The sequence below is a fragment of the bacterium genome, assembly GCA_024224155.1.
In the GTDB taxonomy this organism is placed as follows: domain Bacteria; phylum Acidobacteriota; class Thermoanaerobaculia; order Multivoradales; family JAHEKO01; genus CALZIK01.
The window spans coordinates 1-19,437 of record JAAENP010000124.1 but is presented as its reverse complement, the minus strand read 5'-3'; the positions used below and the strand labels follow the sequence as shown (position 1 = coordinate 19,437).

The following is a 19,437-nucleotide window of genomic DNA, read 5'->3' as shown; positions in this document are numbered from 1 at the left end:
GGCGGACCGATGGGGCTATCAGCCGGGAGCACTTTACTTAGGACAGATTCTTCCCCGGAGAGCACGACCATGACGGCGACCAAACAGCCCGGCTCCGAGGTCCCTGGCGATCCGATCCGCTTCATCCTCGACGGCGAGGTCAGGACGATTCGAGATATCGATCCCAACACCACGGTGCTCAACTACCTGCGCGAGACCCTCCGCCGCACCGGCACCAAGGAGGGATGCGCGGAGGGCGACTGCGGTGCCTGTACCGTGGTTCTCGGAACACTCGACGGAGACCGGGTTCGATTCCGCGCACTCAACTCCTGCATCCAGTTCGTGCCAACCCTCGACGGCAAGGCGCTGTTCACCGTCGAGAGCTTGCGTGCCCCGGACGGCACCTTGCATCCGGCGCAAAGGGCCATGATCGAGTGCCACGGCTCGCAGTGCGGTTTCTGCACACCGGGGTTCGTGATGTCGATGTTCGCACTGTACAAGTCGGAGCCCAAGCCCAGCAGAGCGCGCATCAACGACATGCTTGCGGGCAACCTGTGCCGTTGCACCGGTTACCGCCCGATCCTAGAGGCCGCTGAGAAGATGTATGCGTTGTCCGGCAACGGCAACGGCACCTGGACCCACAGCCCCTATTCGGCCGAACATGGAGATCGGCCTTCCCCGGGCGAGCTCGAGATGGTCGAGCGGCTGCGCTCCATTCAGCGCAGCGGCACACTCGCCGTAACCGGCCCCAACCTCGCCGGCGAAACCCGCAGGTACTACGCCCCGACCAAGATCGAGGACTTCGCCGAACTGGTCGAACGCCATCCGGACGCCTACATCCTGGCCGGCGGGACAGACATCGGGCTTTGGGTCACCAAGAATCAAATGGATCTCGATACCGTGATCTACCTGGGAGACGTCGAAGAGCTCAAGGCTCTCGAGGCGACCGGGGCCCACATCGAGGTCGGCGCGGCGGTCTCGGTCAGCGACGCCCAGGGCTTGATCGGAGAGCACTTCCCGGACATGGGCGAGATGTACCGGCGCTTCGCCTCGCCACCGATCCGGAACGCGGCGACGATCGGCGGCAATGTCGCCAACGGTTCTCCGATCGGCGACTCGATGCCCGGGTTGATCGCACTCGGCGCGTCGCTCGTGCTGCGGCGCGGAAAGCAGACCCGCGAGCTGCCCCTGGACGAGTTCTACATCGCCTACCAGCAGACGGCCCTGGACCCGGGCGAATTCGTGGAGCGAGTGCGAATCCCGCTCGAGCCCGCCGATCGCCAGCTCAGAATGTACAAGATCAGCAAACGATTCGATCAGGACATCTCGGCCGTCTGCGGGGCCTACGCCTTCCGGTTGAACGACGACCGGGTTCGAGACGTCAGGATCTGCTACGGCGGCATGGCGGCGATACCCAAGCGCGCCACCGAGTGTGAGCGGGCGCTGGAGGGCAGACGGTGGAATGAATCAACGCTCGCGGAAGGCATGGCCGCATTGGATCGCGACTACACCCCGATCAGCGACATGAGGGCGAGTCTCGAGTACCGGCAAATGGTCACTCGCAACCTGCTCAAGAAGCTGTTCCTGGAGACGTCGGGATGGCAGGGAGACACACGCGTACTCGAGCACGGCGAGCACGGGAGGTAGAGATGTCTGAGACCACGATCAGGGGACGCGTCGGTACTCCCCTACCCCATGAGAGCGCCCATCTCCATGTCAGCGGCGAGGCTCGCTACACCGACGACATTCCGGAGCCCATAGGAACTCTGCACGCGGCAATCGGCATGAGTGAGCGGGCCCACGCCCGAATCAAGTCGATCGACCTGGATCCGGTCTGGAACGCGCCCGGCGTGGTCGACGTGATCACCGCCGGCGACATTCCCGGAGCCAACGACATCGGAGGTCCGGTCAAGGACGATCCTATTTTCGCGGACGGGCTCGTACAGTACATCGGGCAATCGGTGTTCGCGGTCGCCGCCACCGGCGTCGAGCACGCCCGCCGCGCGGCCCGCCTGGCGGAGATCGAATACCAAGACCTGGAGCCGATTCTGGACATCGATACCGCGCTCGAGAAGAGGTCCTACGTCCTTCCGACCATGACCATGGCGCGAGGCGACGCCAAGAAGGCGATCGCCGCCGCCGCCCATCGCCTCCGGGGAACGTTCCGGTTCGGCGGCCAGGACCAGTTCTACCTGGAGGGGCACATCGCCTTCGCTCTGCCAAAGGAAGACGGTGACCTGCTGGTCTACAGCTCGTCCCAGCACCCGTCCGAGGTCCAGCACGTAGTCGCCCACGCCCTGGGCAAGACCGCCAAGGACGTCGTTGTGGAATGCCGGAGGATGGGCGGCGGATTCGGCGGCAAGGAGACCCAGCCGGCGCTCTTCGCGAGTATCGCCGCCTTGCTGGCCAGCCGAACCGGCCGGGCCGTGAAGGTCCGGCCCGATCGCGACACCGACATGGTGATGACCGGCAAGCGCCATGGCTACCGGGTCGACTACGACGTCGGTTTCGACGCAGAAGGCCAGATCAAGGGCATCGAGTTCATGTTCGCCTCCCGCTGCGGAATGTCCACGGACCTCTCCGGCCCGGTCAACGATCGGACGATGTTTCACGCCGACAACGCCTACTTCCTCGAAAATGTGGCCATTACCTCTCATCGCTGCAAGACCAACACGGTCTCCAACACCGCGTTTCGCGGCTTCGGCGGCCCGCAGGGCATGATGGCGATCGAGTGGGTCATGGACGAGATCGCCCGGTCCTTGAGGGTCGATCCTCTCGATGTGCGCACCAAGAACTTCTACGGCATCGGTGAGCGCGACGTCACTCCCTACCGCATGAAGGTCGAAGACAACCGCCTCATGGACCTGGTCCCCGAGCTCGAGGAGACCTCGGACTACCGGCAGCGTCGGCGAGACATCGACGAGTTCAACGCCTCGAGCGAGCTGCTCAAGAAGGGAATCGCCCTGACGCCGGTCAAGTTCGGCATCTCGTTCACGGCCACGCACTACAACCAGGCCGGGGCCCTCATCCTGATCTACTCGGACGGCACCGTGCAGCTGAACCACGGCGGCACCGAGATGGGCCAGGGGCTCTTCACCAAGGTCGCTCAGGTCGTGGCCGAGGAGCTCCAGATCGATATCGGCAGAATTCGCTGCACCCCCTCGGACACCGCCAGGGTGCCCAACGCCTCGGCCACCGCGGCGTCGTCGGGATCGGATTTGAACGGGATGGCGGCCCAGGCCGCGGCCCGGACGCTGAAAGAGCGACTGACCCGGTTCGCCGCCGAGCACTACGACGTGGCACCGGAGCAAGTCGAGTTCCGGGACGATCACGTGAACGTCGGCGACGAGCGTGTGCCCTTCGCCGAGCTCACGAATCTCGCCTGGCTGGGCCGGGTGTCGCTCTCGGCGACCGGCTTTTACCGGACTCCCAAGATCCACTACGATCGTTCGACGCTCACCGGGCGACCCTTCTACTACTTTGCCTATGGAGCCGCCGTCTCCGAGGTCGTGATCGACGTCCTGACCGGTGAGTACAAGGTCACCCGAGTCGACATACTGCACGATGTCGGGGAGTCGTTGAACCCGGCGATCGATATGGGCCAGATCGAAGGCGGCTTCATCCAGGGCATGGGCTGGCTTACGACCGAAGAGCTCTGGTGGGACGCCAGGGGCGAGCTCCAGACACACGCCCCTTCGACCTACAAGATTCCGGTCGCCAGCGATATGCCCGAGGTCTTCAACGTTCACTTGCTGAAAGGCGGGCGCAACAACGAGCCGACCATCCATCGCTCGAAGGCCGTTGGTGAGCCCCCGCTGATGCTCGCGATATCGGTTTTTCATGCCATCAAAGACGCCGTGGCCAGCGTCGGCCGGCACCGTTTGAGCCCGCACATCAGCGGCCCCGCGACGCCTGAGGAGGTCCTCATGGCGATCGAGGACCTGAAGCGCCGGCTCGGTACCGGGAACGGGCGAGAGCAAGAGGGCGCGGCCTAGGACCGACCCGAGAGCATGTCAAAACGCAACAAGAAGCCTCGCCCCGGGGGAACGCACACCCAGACACCCGAGCAAGAGCTCACCTATCTGCTCGAGATTCACGGCAAGGAGAACTACTCCAAGGTGTTCGACGTCCTGGTCAAGCAGTTCGACGTTCTGCAGAGCCGCGCCCAACTGCTTCTCGGCCTGGTGACGATCACGCTGACGATCACCGGATTCTCGGGCCCGAAGATCGCCGCCTCGAGCACTTTCTCCAAAGTCAGTATCGCCTACGGACTGGCCTTCATTCTGGTCTCGGCGGTCTTGATGCTGATGGGTCCACTGCAGCTGCGCTGGGGAACTCGCCGGTGCAAGGACACGATCCGCGACTCCTTGGTTCACCTCATCATTCGGCGCAACGAGAGAACCAGGAAATACCACCTGGCCTCGGTCTTCTTGATCGCCGGCCTCACCGGGTACGTCGGCAGCGTGATCGGCTACCTATTCCAGGTCTAGCGGTATCGGGCCATGAGTACCTTGCACCGGGGACACATTTTTCACCTGACCGGCACGCCCACCGTGCAGGAGGCGGCCGAGGCGCTGGTCGAGATCCCCGACGGGGCGTTGCTGGTCAATGATGGCGGCGTTATCGAGTGGTGCGGAGCGTACGTCGACCGGCCGCAGATCGACGGCGCCGCGGTCGAGCTCGTCGATCACGGCGATGCCTTTCTGCTTCCCGGATTCGTCGATACCCATATGCACTTTCCCCAGGTCAACTCGATCGACGCCTACGGCGGGGGGCAGCTGCTCGAGTGGCTCAACGAGTGCATCTTTCCGGCCGAGGCGAGGTTCGAGAACGAGCACTTCGCGACCGGCGCGGCGAGGGAGTTTTGCCACCGCCTGATCTCGGCCGGAACCACTACCTCCCTGGTCTTCGGATCCGCCTTTCCGGCCGCGCAGGACGCTCTGTTCAGCGAGTACCGGCGCCGCGGACTGCGTGGAGTCATCGGGCGCGGCATCCAGACCGTCGGGCCGGAGGCCGCCAAGCCCCTGATCACGAGCGAGAAGGACGCCATCAGGCTCACGCGCGACGAGATCGAGAAGTGGCATCCGAAATCCGAGGAAGAGAGCCGCAACGCACTGATATATGCCGCCGTGGTGCCGCGCTTCTCGCTTTCGGTGACGACCGAGACGCTTGCCGCTCTGGGTGAGCTCTACGACCATTTCCGCGATCGGGGGGTCTACTTCACCTCACACCTCAATGAGAACAACCGTCCGGGCGACGGCGAGATCGCCGCGGTCCTGGGCGACTACCAGGTGGAGACCTACCTCGACACCTACGACGGCCGCTTCCTGCCCGGCAGCAGGAAAGGCGGCGCGAGCCTGCTCGGCCGACGCAGCGTGATGGCCCACTGCGTGCACTGCCAGGACTCGGAGCTCGCCCGCATGGCCGAGACTCAAACCTCGGTGGCCCACTGCCCCACCAGCCAGCTCTTTCTGGGCAGCGGCACCATGCCCTGGCGCAGGACCATTGACTCGGGCGTCAACGTAGCCGCCGGCACCGACCTCGCGGCGGGCGATACCTGGTTCATCCCCGACGTGCTCAACGCCGCTTTCAAGGTCCACATCAGCGAGGTCGAAGACGCGGTCGCGCTGCATCCGACGGCTCTTCTCCACCTCGCCACCGTGGCCGGCGCTCGGGCTCTCGATCTCGAAGACAGGATCGGCAACTTCGACCCCGGCCGTGAGGCCGACATGGTCGTCATCGACCCCTCGGCCTGGGAGCCGCTCGGCAACAGCCTCGAGTGGGGACTGCGCGGCGACGACCCCCGCAAGCGAAAACACGGCAGACTCTTCACCGTTCTCATGGCGGCCAACCAGGTGGCACTCACCAAGACCTACGTGCGCGGTTGCCAGCTCAACGACTGAGCCGGCGAACGCGGGGTGCATGCTCTTTGTGATCTAGCTCGTCACTCAGTCGGTGTCCTCCGGGTGCAACGATTTCACCTCGCCGAACATCGGATAGAGGATCATGAACGCGCCCATGATCAGGTAACCGATTACCACCGGCGAGAGTGCCGGTGCCTGCAGGGCGGAGGCATGCAAGATTCCGACGCTGCTCATCGCCGCCGCCGCGAGACAGAAGTAGCCGGCGTTCTTGAGCTTGCCGTCGATAACCAGCGCCGTGAAGCCCCCCCAGATCATCCCCGTGATGATCGAGCCGTTGGCCAACGTTTCGTGCCCTATGACCCGCGCGCCCTGCTGAGACATCTCGGCGACGAAGCCCGGATCGTTCACGGCCGCGGGGAGCTTGTCGGCTCCGAAGGCTCTGAGCGCCTGCAACATCGAGCTCCACTTGACGTTCAGGAGCGCCGAAACGTGCGGCATCATTGCCACCGCGATCGCCATGGCGTGCACTCGCGGCACAGCCGCCGCGCTCTCCGAGATCAGCGTCATGGCGATGTAGATCAGAATCGGTGCGGTCGCTGCCAGCGGAACCAGGTTCGCCAGAAAGGCCATAAGACCGAAGGTCGAGGCCAGCAACAGCACGATCCCGACGCCGAGGGTGTAGCCCGCGCGCGCATGGATCCGCTTGTAGCCCGGGTGGCCGATGTACACCGTCGTGGGGAACGGCGAGCCGAAGACGGCCGAGAGCATGGTGCCCGCGCCGTCGAAGGCCATGGCCACGCCGACCGGGTACTTGTCGCCCTTGGCCTCCGCCGACTCGACGTTGTTCATGGTCTCGATGAAGTTATAGACCTGGACCGGGATCAGCACCAGAAAGAGCGCTGGATTGGCGAACAGGTGCTTGATGCCGGCGATCATGTCGCCGATATAAGGCAGCGGAAAGTTGAAGGCGACACCCTCGGCGCTGATGGTCGACTTCCCGAGAATCAGGGCGACCACGGTTCCCAGAAACAACGCCAGCAGCCCGGCCGGGATGTTGAACGGAAGCCGGTAGCGGCCCACCAGGCCCCAGAGGATGATCGTCAGCGAGATGAAGCCAATGATCGGAGATTCGAACACCAGCGCCATGGCGGTGACGCCGATGAAGACCAGCGCAATGCCGCAGAGCGTGCCCAGCATGCCGGCGCGCGGGGTCACCCGCTTGATGAAGGGTCCGACCAGGGCTCCGAGGCCTGCAACGATGCCGCCGATGAAGCCGGCGCCGAGGCCGACCTGCCAGGCCAGATAGGCGTCGTTGGTCGAGAAGTAGATCGGGCCGATGACGCCGAACAGGTAGACGAACATGACCGGCGTCGAGATGCCGTACGGCAGGGCGGTCACATCGGTGCGTTGCTCTCGCTCCGCCAGCCGATGGGCCAGCCAGCTGTAGAAGCAGACACCGACCAGAATCGCCAAGGCCGCTCCGGGAATGATGCGGCCGAAGACGAGCTCGTCCGGCATCTGGAAGACGAACTTGCAGACGCCGCTGATCACCAACAGATTGGTGAAGTTGTCGGTGAACAGAGCCCAGAACGCACTGAGGTCGCTCCTGGCGAAGATCGGGTAATGAAACTCCTTGGTGCCGGCTGCTGCACTCATCCTTTGGCCTCCTTCTCTGGTTGGTTGAAAAACACGACGACCTGACCGTCTCGCTCCGCGCGAGGCGGCATCGCTCGTCCCCCTACCGCGCTTTCCGGGCGCGCGAGAATGTGTGAAGAGCAAACGCGCTACCTGCAGCGCGTGAGTAACGAAGTTCGAGAGAAACCTGGACTGGCCGGACTATAGCAGGGTGCAAGCTGCGATATCCTCGTCCCGCAAGACGGCAGCGCAAGAGTGCGCTGATCCCGAGCCAGAGCTGGACAACCAACCACACACGCATCTTCTCGACGGGAACCCGTCAGCCACACCGCCGACGGTTCCCCCGGTTCCCCCGGTTCCCGAGAAAGCTTCGAGGACATGACATGACCCAATTCGATTTCTTTTCGCCGGCTCAGAAACAGCGCCCGCTCGACATCACCGGCGTCGAGAACGCCATCCTCGACTTCCTGATCCAGGGCAAGGACTCGGACCTCCAGGATCTCGGTCTGGACAAGGGCATCATGAAGCTCGTCGACACCGAGGAGCAGGCGGCCATTCTCGAGCATGTCGACGGCCTCGAGCCCGAGATCGAAGCCGGTGGCTCCTGCGCCAATGTCTTGCGGGTCGCCTCCCGGTTCGGTAGCCGCGGCTGCTACAGCTCCGCTGTGGGCCTCGATCTCAATGGAGCTCTCTTCCAAAAGGAGCTCGAGAAGGTCGACGTCGAGACCAAGCTCGCCCACGTCAAGGGCGAGACCGGAACCAGCGTGATCCTGGTGACGCCGGACGGCGAGCGGACGATGAACACCCACCTGGGGGTCTGTCGCAAGTACTTGCCGGAGCACGTGCCGCTCGACGATATCCGCCGCAGCAAGATCTTCTTCACCACCGGCTACATGTGGGATACACCCAATCAGATCGAAGCCATCGAGCTGGCCCTCGAAGCGGCTCGTGAGGCGGGCTGCAAGGTGGCCATGGATCTGGCCGACCCCTTCGCGGTCAACCGCTCCCGAGAGATCCTGCACCGCCATCTGGAGGAGGGGCTCGACGTTCTATTCTCCAATGCCGAGGAAGCTCGCATTCTCACGGGCCTGGCCTCTGAGGAGGCGTGCCGAGAGATGGCCCTTACGGTAGATGTTGCAGTGGTCACGGCCGGCGTGGAGGGCGCTTTCGTCGGTCACCAGGACACCCTGATTCACGTAGAGGCTCACAACGTCTCGGTCGTCGACACGACCGGAGCCGGTGATTGCTTCGCTGCGGGATTTCTCGCCGGGCTGATTCGCGAACAGCCCCTCCGTACCTGCGCCGAGCTCGCCACCCTGCTCGCTGCCGACACCGTAGGTCACCTGGGCGTCAAGCTGTCCCACGACATTCAACCACGGGTGAACAAGCTCCTGGCGTCGAGCTAAGACCAGCTCGGAGGTGCAGCCATTCGCGCATGGTCTCTGCCGGGCTCGTCCGGTCAGTGGATTTTGAGCGTCCGCCGAGCGGTCTTCAGGTTGTTATCGCGGCGCAGGTCGTAGTTCGTCTTGTCGCCGTCGACCGAGGCGATCAGGCGATAGCGCCCGGGCTCAAGACCCCCAGGAACCAGAGCCACCAGCCGGACGTTCTTTCTTCTTCCGGCCGCCATGGCTGCGAGGTCGACGATGCCGAGCCGGTGAATCTCCTCGCCGGGGCGGTCGACGGGCGCCAGGTAGAACTCCACGGTCGTCGCCAGGGTTGTCGCCGCACCCCGGTTCTTGATCTTGACTTTCAGGTGGAGGATGTCGTCGGCACTTGCGGCTTGCTCCCGGGCCTTGGGGCGACGAGCCTCGAGGTCGACGATCTCGCGCGCCGTGAGGATCGTCTCGATGACCGGTCCGAACTCGTGACCTTCGAGCAAGGCGCCGGCTGGCACGTCACAGGCCGTGACGATTACCATCTCCGCATCCGGAAGGACGTAGATCGTTTGCCCGCCGTAGCCGCTGGCCTGGAATCCCGACAGGTGATGGAGGCGGCGATCCGCAGTCTGTTCCGCGAAGAACTCCTTTGAGAGATTCACCCACATGTAGCCATAGGATGCGCCCGGCATCCCGACGAGCCCCTCTATGTCCGAGTAGCCGCGGGTGCTCTCGTCGACCCAGTCTTCGGGAATGATTTGCCGCCGGCCCCAGCGCCCCCGCTGGAGGAAGAGCTGGCCGAAGCGCGCCCGGTCGCGCGCCGACATCCGAAACACGTAGCACGGGTGGTCCGAGTACTCGGTCTCGTAATAGTAAGAGCAGCGCGACGTCTCGAAGTCCTCCATGCCGAGGCGGCGCGCGATCTTGCGCCTGAACTCCTCGAAGATGTCGCGGCCGGTCTCCTGGCGAAAAATCGTCCCCAGGGCGTTGAAGTCCCAGTTGTTGTAGTACCAGAAGGTCCCAGGTGGGTGGGAGCCGCGCGGAGGCCGCGCATCCTTCATTTCCTGAGACTCACAGGCCGCTTCGTGGTAGACGCCCGAGCGCGCCATGAGCAGATCGCGGACCCTCGCCTGCTTCTCGACCTCGGTCAGCGGCGAGCGGTCGTCGATCCCCAGCTCCGCAAGGGTCGCCTCCAGGTCGATGGTGCCGTTGGCGACCTGGATCCCGTAGAGGGCGCTCAAAAAGCTCTTGCGGACCGAGTGGCACTCGTGGTCGGCGGTGACGTCGCCGAAGGCCGTCAGGACCCGCCCCTTGTAGACCAAGAAGAACGCCGCAATCGGGGCGTCATCGATGGCCCACCACAGCCGTTCGGCCTCGGCCACCTGCTCGGAGGAGAAACCCGCATCCTCAGGGCTCTCCCAGCGCGGCCAGTCCCCGGTCGCCGGCTTGGCTTGGGCCGGCGGCGGCGGTGTGGCCGCGAAGAGCAAGCAAGCGGCAAGGAGAGATATCCGGCTCTCGAGCGATCTCCTGGCACGTCTCCTCATGGCGGACTCCCCCTTCAATGAAGAACGCGTCCTGCGGCGTGAGACCCCGCAGATTCGTCTGCGGGACACGGGGAATCTGGACTCTGTCCGGAGTCGGACGACCGAGGATCGAATACACGGCGGGGCCTCGACTGAAAGTAAGGTCTGGTAGCCCACTCCGTTCCTACTTGGAACCAGATCAGTCAATGGTTACGGGAGTTGACTACCCTTCAGCAGGGCAATATCGCTGCTGCATCCGCGTAGTTCGACATGCCCCTCGAATCTCAGGACTCACGCCCTCGGCCACGGTGGGATGGTGGATTAGAACCAAGACCCCACATCGGAAGTCCACCAAACCTCGACCACTGGATCGGCTTCCGGAGAGCAACAGAGTTCGTAGCTCAGAAGTTCGCTCGGTCTGGAGTCCGGACTCTCCAGAGGCAAGCCTCCGACATGAGGAAGTGCGGAACTCGTCTCATCTACCGGAGGATCACAGATGACTCCGGAGAGGAAAGCTGGATTCTCTCCCGGTGGCGGGCCTGCGGATCTCCAGGATGCCCGATCTGCCAGCTCTGGAAGTGGAGTGATGGCAACGCCGCCGATTGGTCCGTGTCGTCGTCTGCCCTCCTATGGATAGTAGCCGTGAATCGTCCTGGCCCGCAGGATCTGCCCCGGAGGTTCTGGATCACTGGGCGGCAGCACTTCCACCTCTACGGTCCGGAACTTGTCGCGTGCGCTGGTGTCGGGTGCCTGGTATACCAACAGGTACTGGGAACGCAGCTCGCTCTCGAGCTGGCTGTAGACCGCGTCGAGCTCCTCGCCCCGCTCGATAGAAAAGAACGTGCCGCCGCTCTCTGCGGCCAATCGCTTGAGACGGGCACGTTCCAGCGGGTCCTCCTGACCGGCGATGATGATCGGGTACACCGCCACCCCGGAGCGCAGGACATGCTCGAGCACCTGCTTGAAGCCGAACCGGCTGCCCACCTCCCTGCTGTCGGAAAGCACCACCAGGGCACGCTTTCCCTCGAGACCACCGAAGTAGTGGCCAGTGAAGATCACGCCGTCCCAGAGACGGGTCCAGAGCTCGAGGGTCAGACTGGAGAGGCCATGGCGCAACCGTTCGAGGTCGTTGGTGAACGGCACCAGCAGCCGGATCTCGTGATGGAAGGTCAGTAGAGCGGCGCGGTCTTTCGGTCTGAGCACCGTTTCGAAGAAACGCAGTGCGCTCAGGGTGGCCATCTCCTGCAGCCGCACCATCGACACGGAGATGTCCATCAGCAGCGCCACGCGGATCGGTAGCTGGTCCAGGGTGTCGAAGCGCGTTAGCGTCTGCTCGACGCCGTCCTCTAGCACCCGAAACCGCTCCGCGGTGAGGCCGCCGACGAACCGACCCTGGGGATCGACGACCGAGGTGAACAGCTCCACAAGCCGGACGTCTATCTCCTCGCTGAAGTCCGCGGAGTGGAGGAGGACCGTGTCCTCGATCGCCAGGCCGCTCCCGAGATGGGCCACGGCGCGTACGAATACCGCGCGGCCCGTCTCGGCGCGTGGCAGGGTATGCATGAAGGGGGGCTGGTAGAGAGTCGCCAGCGGGGTGTCGTCGAGATAGAGCTCGACGCGGTCGAGGCTCTCTTGCTCCGGTACTTCGACAACGGCCTGCGCACGCTGTCCCCCGGAGCCCGGCGCCGGCTCGACCAGCCGGATGGCAAAGCGGTGCGGCCCGCCGTTGAGCACGATCTCGTCGCGCGCCAGCTGGCTTCCTTTCGGATCGACAGCCACCGCCGTGACGGTGTGACGCCGCGGGGTACGGCCGAGATCGAGCTCGGCGGAGAAGGGTGGCTCGGTGTCGCTGGCTGCAGCCTCGTCGTCCAGGAAGAAGTCGACCCGGGCGATCGAGTCACCGGTCGTCACCGCCGTGATCTCGACCTCGCCCACCACGAGATCCGGGCCCGGTGCCAGCAGTTTGACGCTAGGATAAGCGGTCATCACCTCGACCCGGTCGCCGGTGAGCTCGGCCAGGGCTTGCCCTCCGGGCGGCGACCCGACTTTCTTCTCCACTAGGGGCACCACCACCCCGCGGACCTCCTGCAGCAGCCCACGTCCTCCGCCGTCCTGCAACCAGAGGCTGAGGGTGTAGGTGCCGGGCTCGAGCAAGCGGTAGAAGTCGAGGAGGACGGCGGTACCGGGTTCGCCGCCCCGCACATGGCTGACGTGACGAAACACGTCGATCATGCGGCCGTCAGCCCAGACATCACCTTCGACGACCAGGTCATCGAACAGCTGGCCGCCCTCACTGCGCCCCACCTCGGCGACCGGAACCGCGATCCGTCCCCGCACCAGGGTGGCGCCCTCGTAGCTGCCCGGAAAGGAGATCTCGGCAGGCGGCGCGACCCTCTTTGGCCCTGCGGTGCGCGACCGGCTCGCCAGCTCGGTAGCGAAAAGGGCGAGCCAGCCCGGCCCGGGGATCGACGGATGGATGCGTTCCAGCAACTCGGTCTCGTCGAGGGCGTCACTCAGGGCCGCGGCGAAGTTCTCGGCCTCTCCCGGAAGGAAGTCGAAGCAGTTCTTAGCGCCGGCGAACTCGAGCAACCGCTCGCGCGTCCAGGGCTTTCTGCCGGCAGGCTCACGTACCAGGGCGGCGAAGCCCTCATCGTGAGACCAGTGCCGGTAGTACTCGGCCTCGCCGTCTCCGGTGAGGTAGAAGACCAGCGTGACGTCGCCGGCGTCCCCGTGCCCGGCCTGGGCGTCGATCTGCCGCGGGCTGAACGCCCAAATCTCGAGATCGCGTAGCGGTCCGCGGCAGCCCGCGAGAACCATCACCCTGTCGGGTTTGCCGGCGACCAGCATGGCCCGGGCGCGATCGCTGTGGAGGGTGCCGAACTGACGGTTGACCTCCTCGAAGTTGCTCCGCCAGCGCTCGCGAACGGGGTTGTGCCAGCCGGTGTTTGGTGCGCGGACTTCCCAGAACCAGCGGATGAAGAGCTCTCGACCGTCGTCGAGAGCGACGAACACCTCGTACTCGGCGTCGCTCATCAAGTGCTCGACGCTGGCGAGCCAGGAGGCGTAGTACTCGTCGCCGACGGCAGACGACGGTGGGGGCCGGGCGCCCAGGGCGGTAGTGCCCAGGAGGATCAGCGACACAGCGAGACAGCGTGCGCCGCGATGGCCAAGACGAGCCACACCCCCGGCCTCTAGAACCTTCGGGCCCAGACCAGGAAGAACCTCGTGTCCTGCTCCTTGGCTTCCTCTATGCTGGTGTCCAGACCCCGGCTGGCGCTGACCGACACATCTGTCTTCCAGGGGCCATGGAAGAAGCTGGATAGGCGCAGCCCGACCAGGTGCTCCTGCTCGTCGAGGTCGCTGTCGGGACGGACGAGCGCGAAGTCGAGACCCAGCCTGATCGGGAAGAGCTTGCGGAAGTGGCCGCTGTAGTCGAGGCCGAGGCCTAGACCCTCGTCGAAGCGAATTTGGCTGCTGTAGCCGCCAGCCCGGATGGGAGACCTGTTCAAGCGGATGCGCGAGAAGCGGTCGTGCCCCGAGCCACGCGCGTGCGACGCGACAATCGTCAGTCCCTGGTTACGCGTCAGCTGGGTGTAGTAGCCAGCGTCGAGAAACACATCGACCGCGTTCTCCTCCAGGCTCTCGTCGAGGTAGCCCCAAGGCTTCCAGCTGTTGCGATTGGTGTGCTCGATCGCCAACTGCGAGGAGAAACCGCGCCGATCGTACTTGGCCTCCACCCGATAGCCGGTTTCGTTGTGATCCTCGGGCAGCACGAAGTCCGGGTCGGTGTGGTCGGCGCGTTCGTAGCTTACCGGGAGACGGATGAAGCGTGTATAGAAGGACCAATTGGCGTTGACCGGCATAGCCAGAGAGAAAGTCCAACGGTTGGCGTTGATGTTGACCTTTTCCTCCCTGCTCGAACCGATCTCGCGGTCGTCCCAGGAGTGGGGATCCATGCTGACGCTGAGAGTCCAGTTCTTGCGGATGGTGCCTGGGCGCGCGAAGCTGATCACCCCGGCGTCCGACGAGTTGAAGAAGAACTGATACTTGGTTCCCTTCAGCCTGAGATTGAAGTAGCTGTAGTACGGGAACAGGTAGATATCCTCTTCCTGATCTTCGTCAAAGGCCACGAGCAGGCCGGCCCGATGAACGCCGGAGTACTTCTTGGGATTGCCGAGACTGCGGCCGTACGATTCGGTCTGAACGTCGGCGTCTGCCTCGCGACGGCGCTCGCGTTCGCGACGGCGCTCCGCAGGGGCCAACTCGGCCGCGCGAGCTTTCTTTTCCTTGCGGATCTTCCAGAAGTAATCACTCAGCCCCGTGCGCTCAAGCCAGAAAAGATCGCCATCGAGCGTTTCGCGGATGATCCTGGTGTCGGATAGGTAGATGGGCTCGAGATCCTCCTCGAGGTCGGCCCGGTTGAAGCTGTGCCCACGGCGAACGACCTCGGTCTTGACCGCGTAATGGGCGCCGAGATAGGTCCAGATGTGGGCGCCCTCGAGACGTGTCCACGTCCAGTACTGCTGGCCGCCGTCCTCGACCCACTGGTAGTGGACGTCAATTCTGTTGGAAGCAAGAGGCGGCTGCGGTTGCACGAACCTGGCCCGGAGCCGGCGCTGGGCGTGACTCTGCTGGTCGATCCACACCGTCCCTGCCAGATAGGCTCCCGACTCGACGGGCTCGAAGCCGACCTTCCAGGTCAGGTGCCCGTCGAGGCTCTCCTCGCCCAGGTAGGTGTACTCGTAGGTGCGGTCGAGCTCGATCTCCAGCGGGTCGAGCAGGACCTTGTCGTCGTAGATGTAGCCCTTCCAGAGCTTGTCCTCGGGAACCCTGACGCCGTTTCTTTCACTGCCGATCCAGATGTAGTCCGTGGCCTGATCGCGACGCTCGATGACCCTGTATTCCTGACGGCCGGGGCGCGCTCTCGGGAATTGCGCCAGGTAGTCGTGCACTTCGATGACGTCAAGCGACTCCACCTTCTGTGCCTCCCGTTTCTGGAAGGCCTGGTTCATCACCACGATCTCGTAGGGGTCCATGATCCGGGTGGCATCGACCACGACGCTATCTTGCGGCCTCTGCGGAAGCGCAGAACGGAGCTCGAAGAGGTAGAAGCGGTGGCCGCCGAAGGTGGTGAGCTCGCTGCGCGAGCCCAGGCCCGAGAACTCGTAATCGGCGGGCTCTGGGTAGAGCTCGTGGACCTCCAGCCCCTCCTCCAGGCTGAACCCGAGGTGCCGGGTCTCCCCGGCCGGAGCGAGGATGGCGAGGTAGTGATCTCCGCTTTCGGGATCGAGGAAGAAATGCACCCGGCTCTGGGCGATTCCGGAGACGACCGGCTGCGGCACGAGATCTGTCGGCCCCGTCGCCTGGATACTGTCCAAGAGCTCTCGCTGGGCCGGATCGACGGTTACGCCTTCGAGCACCACGAGCTCAGCACCGAGGCGGCCAGCCCGCAGGAGCTTGTCGAGCACTTCCTCTTCGGTGGCCGGCGTACGCCACCACAGGCGAGCGGTGGGATCCCCCGTCGGCAGTATCGGATTCTGGCGGTAGACATAGGCGTCAACATATCGTGCCAGATCGTGTTGCAGCAGTTGCTCTATCGTCCCCCGCGAACCGTCGAGAGCAACCCTGGCCTCGGGCGATTGGGCGCGAGCTTCGACCACCATGTTCTTGAGATCGAAGGCGATGTCGCCCCAGTCGTGCACGTCGGTCAGCGTCAGCTTGACGATGAGGAAACGGTTCGCGGCGGTGAGCTCGAGCGCAGACTCGTCCCGGCCGGGGAACGGTATCTCGATCCAGAGCGACGAAGCCTGGCTCTCGTCGACCCACCTCGGAAGCAGGCCCTCCTCGCCGCGCGACGGGACCGAGCTCACCAGGATCAAGAGGATGACTAGGAACAGGCGAAGGATAGCTCTTCTCATTCCGCACCTCAATCGCTGTGTGGCGCGCACTCTCACGATCCCAAAACAGTGACCTACCGAGTAGTTGAATCGGTCAGCCGTGCCTTTATCGAGGCAATCTACACATTACGCCCAAGGTGACGAAGAGAGCGCCACCCGGAGGGGCGGGATGGGTGCGGGCCTCTCGCTCCCGATCATGGGCAAGCTACTCGGGCAGAAGGGAATGGTTACACCGCTAAGACCCTGAAGATGCGACGGCTCCGAGAACGGGGCCGCTAGATCGTTAGCCGGACTCCAAGGGAGATGACAACTCCCCCAGAGGACCTGCCCCCGTTGACAGCCAGCGTGCCTTCGGGATCGTTCTTGTCTCTTCGGAAATCCCCTCGTCCGTCTGCCAAAACACCCTTGCTTGAAGCAAGCGAATCAACCAGGAAGAATCTTTCTCGGAAGACCGGATTTGACCATCAGTCGACCAAGCAGCACCTATCGACTCCGACAGAGCCAAAGGCAATCGGTCACAAGGTGTTGAATAGATTGGGTTTAAGGATGGTAGCCCGTATGGGATTCGAACCCGGAGCCCGTGGGCACTCGCTTCGGGCTGAGACCAGGGCTTCGCCGGCGGGCTGCTGCCGCAGCGGAGCTACTGCGCACGAAAGGTGACTTCCTGCTCCCGGTCGCCCAGGCGCAGGAGGCTCCGGACCCGGGCGCTGAGCGCATTGCAGACTGGGGCCTCCGCCTAACCTCGAGAGCTGGGATGCAAGCCCAGACAGTCGTCGCCAGGGTCGTCGCGGTCACCTGCATCACCGCAAGGGCGGGTTCGGTAGACTGAGTAGGCGAAGAGCTTCCAGATGAACGGATTGTCAATGAGCGCGGCCCGCAAATGCCTCGTTGTCTTTCTCACCTTGGCATGGCTGCCGCTCGCACCCGCGGGGGCTTCCGAAATCGCGTTCAGCACCTACCTGGGCGGCTCCAAGCACGATTTCGGGCACGCGATCGCTCAGACACCCGACGGCGGAGTCGTGATCGTCGGAACGACGGATTCGCCGGATTTCCCCACGTTTCGCGCCTTGCAGAGCGAGTCCCCCGGCAAGCGCCCGAACAAGATTCGCGACGCCTTCGTCGTCAAGCTCGATGCCAGCGGCACCCGGATCGAGTTCGCCACCTATCTCGGGGGATCGGCCGGAGATACCGCGACCGCCGTAGCGGTCGATCCAGGTGGGAACATCTACGTGGCCGGTACAACCGACTCGGACGACTTCCCGACCGTCGAGGGGTTGGACGTTTCGCCTGCTCAAGAACGCGGCTTCCTGACCAAAGTCTCGCCCGACGGCCAGACGGTCCTTTTCTCGACTCTTCTCGGAGTGTCTCCCTCGGCGCTCGCCTACGAACGAAACGGACGGGTCTTCGTCGCCGGGGGTAGCTTCTCGACCGAATTTTTCGGCCTGCCGACGAACCCATCCGATCCCTACGCCCTCTATACCGCCTTCATCGCATCTATCGACACGCGAGAAGCACGGCTCGGGACCTTTGCTCTGCTGGGCAAGAGCGGATTTCAGCAAGTTACCCACCTCGTCTGGGACAGCAAACGCCGGACCCTGTGGGCGGCGGGAGCCACGGACTCCGCGGATTTCCCCACCCTTCGACCGCTCCGTCAAACCTCCGGGCTCGTGGTCGGAGAGGACAGCGGTCCGGCCGGATTCCTGTCGCGGTTCCAAGCAGGCGACGGCTCCCTTCAGCTCAAGAGCTCTTCTGTTTTCCCGGGGGCCTTGCAGGCCCTTGCCGTTGATCGCAGGGGACGGCCACACGTCACATTTGTTTTCGACGACCTCGAAATAGATGGTTGGGAGGACCTGGTCGGCGGCTGCGAATACAGCCAATACCTCCGCATTCAAGCCAGTGGCCGCCAGCTACAAAACGCGCAATGTCCTCCGATTTGGAACGTCACCGACCTCGCCGTCGATCGCCGGGGGCGAGTCATTATCGCGGGCGGAAGCCGGCTCGGGGTGCCGCTCTCCGATCCGGTGCAGGCGACGCCCCATGACCGGGAGTACGGCGCAGGAGACCTGTACGTCGCCGTGCTGGCAAAGGGCGCCGTGCGACCGCTCTTCGGGACCTATCTTGGAGGCCGCCGCTACGAGTCCGTCGGCCATCCAGCCGGAGGCGTGTCCGGAGGGCTCGCGATATCGGCCTCGGGCGAGCGGATCTTTCTGACCGGCGCGACTCTGTCAAGAGACTACCCCTTGGCTTCACCGGTGCAAATCGAGAAGGCCGGCGGCGGCAGGAAATACTCGGCTTTCGTCACCGAGCTGCGTCCGTACGAATAGTCGCGCGGCCGACGCAGCGAGTCGCCACTAAGGGGAAGGCCGGCCATGGCGCGGCCCCCGGCAACATAGAGCCAACGCCGACATCATGTGGCTTGCTGTCGGCGTGTCGATAGTCGAAGTGCGTAATAGGGGGTATGGAAACGAAACATCCGAAGTCTTCGGGGCGTAGGGATGAGCGTCACGCTTAGAGCCGGCCGCAGAGAATGACTGACGAATGGGAGAGTCTGATATGACAATCGCCCAGATCGACGAACCCATCCTTCGAACTCCGCTCCGGCTGTGGCCCGGCGTGGTCATCGTGCTGCTGCAGTGGCTTACCAGGTTCGCTCTCCCCGTCGTCGCGCCCGACCTCGCGTCCTTCGCCGTGCTGAGCGGACCCATCGGCGGGTTGGCCGTGATCGTCTGGTGGGTGTTCTTCAGCAGGGCGCCGTGGTCCGAGCGCGCGGGCGCGATCCTCCTGATGATCGCCGCGCTGGCCGCGACCCCCTACATCCTCCACGAGTCGATCCGGACCGGGAACTTGGGGATGCAGTTCTTCATCTACGCCCCTGGGGTCCTGAGCCTCGCTTTCGTCGCATGGGCGGTGGCCACCCGTGACCTCTCTGACGGACTTCGGCGTGCGACGATGGTCGCGACCATCCTGCTCGCGTGCGGCGGGTGGGCGCTGCTACGGTCCGACGGCCTCACCGGCGAGGGCGCTCCGGATTTGACCTTGCGATGGGCGGAGACTGCCGAGGAGCGGCTCCTCGCCCAAGCCGATGACGAGCCGACGGCGGTGGCGTCGGCGCCGGCGGTATTGGAGACGGGGGAGACGGGGGAGACGGGGGAGACGGGAGCCG

Annotated in this window: 11 protein-coding genes; 7 read left to right on the top strand and 4 right to left on the bottom strand. The window is 64.3% G+C overall.

Annotation, left to right across the window (positions count from 1 at the left end; genetic code table 11):
* Positions 1-69: 69 nt before the first annotated feature.
* The 4 genes from xdhA to GY769_06960 are packed head-to-tail and all read left to right on the top strand — an operon-like array spanning position 70 to position 5,882.
* The gene (gene xdhA, locus GY769_06975) at positions 70-1,626 is read left to right on the top strand and encodes a xanthine dehydrogenase small subunit (protein ID MCP4201660.1); all 1,557 of its coding nucleotides are present in this window, start codon (positions 70-72) and stop codon (positions 1,624-1,626) included.
* Between the two features lie 2 nt (positions 1,627-1,628).
* Entirely contained in the window at positions 1,629-3,974 is a 2,346-nt protein-coding gene (xdhB, locus tag GY769_06970; GenBank protein MCP4201659.1) for a xanthine dehydrogenase molybdopterin binding subunit, read from the top strand.
* Positions 3,975-3,989: 15 nt separating this feature from the next.
* Positions 3,990-4,469 (top strand): hypothetical protein, encoded by a 480-nt coding sequence (locus tag GY769_06965; GenBank protein ID MCP4201658.1) that lies wholly within the window; start codon positions 3,990-3,992, stop codon positions 4,467-4,469.
* A 12-nt stretch (positions 4,470-4,481) separates the two neighbouring features.
* A complete protein-coding gene (locus GY769_06960) occupies positions 4,482-5,882 on the top strand; it encodes a guanine deaminase (GenBank protein ID MCP4201657.1) in 1,401 nt (466 codons plus the stop codon).
* A gap of 45 nt (positions 5,883-5,927) precedes the next feature.
* Here GY769_06960 and GY769_06955 read toward each other — a convergent pair whose 3' ends face one another.
* Positions 5,928-7,499 carry a xanthine/uracil/vitamin C permease gene (locus GY769_06955; GenBank protein ID MCP4201656.1) on the bottom strand — a complete coding sequence of 524 codons (1,572 nt, stop codon included), beginning with the start codon at positions 7,497-7,499 and terminating at the stop codon, positions 5,928-5,930.
* Positions 7,500-7,861: 362 nt separating this feature from the next.
* Between GY769_06955 and GY769_06950 the strand changes: the two genes are divergently transcribed.
* A complete protein-coding gene (locus GY769_06950) occupies positions 7,862-8,884 on the top strand; it encodes an adenosine kinase (GenBank protein MCP4201655.1) in 1,023 nt (340 codons plus the stop codon).
* A gap of 53 nt (positions 8,885-8,937) precedes the next feature.
* Here the strand turns inward: GY769_06950 and GY769_06945 are convergent, their stop codons facing one another.
* The 3 genes from GY769_06945 to GY769_06935 form a co-directional block, all read right to left on the bottom strand.
* Positions 8,938-10,398: a serine hydrolase gene (locus tag GY769_06945; protein ID MCP4201654.1), complete on the bottom strand. Its 1,461-nt coding sequence runs from the start codon at positions 10,396-10,398 to the stop codon at positions 8,938-8,940.
* A gap of 606 nt (positions 10,399-11,004) precedes the next feature.
* Positions 11,005-13,518, bottom strand: a complete 2,514-nt coding sequence (locus tag GY769_06940; GenBank protein MCP4201653.1) for a VWA domain-containing protein — start codon at positions 13,516-13,518, stop codon at positions 11,005-11,007.
* A 50-nt stretch (positions 13,519-13,568) separates the two neighbouring features.
* Positions 13,569-16,295, bottom strand: a complete 2,727-nt coding sequence (locus GY769_06935) for a hypothetical protein (protein MCP4201652.1) — start codon at positions 16,293-16,295, stop codon at positions 13,569-13,571.
* 827 nt (positions 16,296-17,122) lie between these two features.
* Between GY769_06935 and GY769_06930 the strand changes: the two genes are divergently transcribed.
* The gene (locus GY769_06930; protein ID MCP4201651.1) at positions 17,123-18,598 is read left to right on the top strand and encodes a hypothetical protein; all 1,476 of its coding nucleotides are present in this window, start codon (positions 17,123-17,125) and stop codon (positions 18,596-18,598) included.
* A 214-nt stretch (positions 18,599-18,812) separates the two neighbouring features.
* Positions 18,813-19,437, top strand: a 625-nt coding sequence (locus GY769_06925; GenBank protein ID MCP4201650.1) for a hypothetical protein, incomplete at its 3' end; no start/stop codon positions are given.

What these genes read in the sequence shown, in the direction of transcription:
- GY769_06960 (MCP4201657.1), top strand. Translation starts at nt 4,482, where the DNA reads ATGAGTACCTTGCACCGGGGACACATTTTTCACCTGACCGGCACGCCC.
- GY769_06955 (MCP4201656.1), bottom strand. Translation starts at nt 7,499, where the DNA reads ATGAGTGCAGCAGCCGGCACCAAGGAGTTTCATTACCCGATCTTCGCC.
- GY769_06930 (MCP4201651.1), top strand. Translation starts at nt 17,123, where the DNA reads ATGAACGGATTGTCAATGAGCGCGGCCCGCAAATGCCTCGTTGTCTTT.
- xdhB (MCP4201659.1), top strand. Translation starts at nt 1,629, where the DNA reads ATGTCTGAGACCACGATCAGGGGACGCGTCGGTACTCCCCTACCCCAT.
- GY769_06950 (MCP4201655.1), top strand. Translation starts at nt 7,862, where the DNA reads ATGACCCAATTCGATTTCTTTTCGCCGGCTCAGAAACAGCGCCCGCTC.
- GY769_06965 (MCP4201658.1), top strand. Translation starts at nt 3,990, where the DNA reads ATGTCAAAACGCAACAAGAAGCCTCGCCCCGGGGGAACGCACACCCAG.
- xdhA (MCP4201660.1), top strand. Translation starts at nt 70, where the DNA reads ATGACGGCGACCAAACAGCCCGGCTCCGAGGTCCCTGGCGATCCGATC.
- GY769_06945 (MCP4201654.1), bottom strand. Translation starts at nt 10,398, where the DNA reads ATGAGGAGACGTGCCAGGAGATCGCTCGAGAGCCGGATATCTCTCCTT.
- GY769_06935 (MCP4201652.1), bottom strand. Translation starts at nt 16,295, where the DNA reads ATGAGAAGAGCTATCCTTCGCCTGTTCCTAGTCATCCTCTTGATCCTG.